Annotated in this window: 1 protein-coding gene; it reads left to right on the forward strand. The window is 46.1% G+C overall.

Annotation, left to right across the window (positions count from 1 at the left end; translation table 11 throughout):
• Nucleotides 1-319, forward strand: a 319-nt coding sequence (locus tag HUS61_RS21395) for a glycosyl hydrolase family 8 (RefSeq protein WP_258536087.1), incomplete at both ends; no start/stop codon positions are given.

Genomic DNA, 319 nt, shown 5'->3' on the forward strand with positions numbered 1-319 from the left:
TAGATACAGCACCAAAAGGCGTGAGCCCTGATTGGGTTAATTACAGCGTGGAAAAAGGCTTTTATCATGATAAAAGCACGCCAGCCACAGGTAGTTATAATGCGATCCGCGTTTACCTCTGGGCCAGCATGATGGCAGAGGATGCCCCCTATAAAAATGCCCTTACAGAGCAGTTTAAACCTTTTGTTGATAGCATTGTTTCTTCAGGCAAAGTGCCATTAGAAACCAATGCAGTCACAGGCAAAACGGCAGGCAACGCCCCAAGTGGTTTTGTTGCCGCCTTATTGCCATTGCTTGCTGAAGATAATGCATCACAAAC

Source organism: Pseudoalteromonas sp. 0802 (assembly GCF_013350085.1).
Classification (GTDB): Bacteria; Pseudomonadota; Gammaproteobacteria; order Enterobacterales; family Alteromonadaceae; genus Pseudoalteromonas.